Raw genomic sequence first — 325 nt, 5'->3', positions numbered from 1 at the left:
GGCGCCCCATTGCAGGGAACCCCATTGCAAGGACATGCGCCCCTCCCACGACAGGAGGACGGCACCTGAGAGGATGGCGAAGGCACCGAGCAGGAGCCGCCGGTCCACGTTCTCGCGGAACACCAGCCAGGCGATGCCCATGGTGGCGAGGCCTTCCAGATTGAGCAGCAGCGAGGCCGACGCCGCGTCGGTGAGGGACAGGCCGAACATGAGCAGCAGAGGAGCAAGGAGGCCTCCGGCGACGATGACCAGGGCAAGCCAGGGCATGTCCGCCCGCCGCAGCGGCGCCTCGACGGCTGGCAGCCGCAAAGCGGTTCGGGACAGA

General features: G+C 68.9%; 1 protein-coding gene. It reads right to left on the bottom strand.

Annotated elements, in window-relative coordinates:
* A partial coding sequence (locus tag V5F48_RS25070; RefSeq protein ID WP_394260662.1) for an EamA family transporter occupies nucleotides 1–325 on the bottom strand: 325 nt, incomplete at both ends.

The organism is Xanthobacter autotrophicus ATCC 700552, from assembly GCF_043194565.1.
GTDB lineage: Bacteria > Pseudomonadota > Alphaproteobacteria > Rhizobiales > Xanthobacteraceae > Xanthobacter > Xanthobacter autotrophicus_F.
The sequence above is the reverse complement of the archived record's forward strand: the minus strand, read 5'-3'. Positions and strand labels throughout refer to the sequence as shown.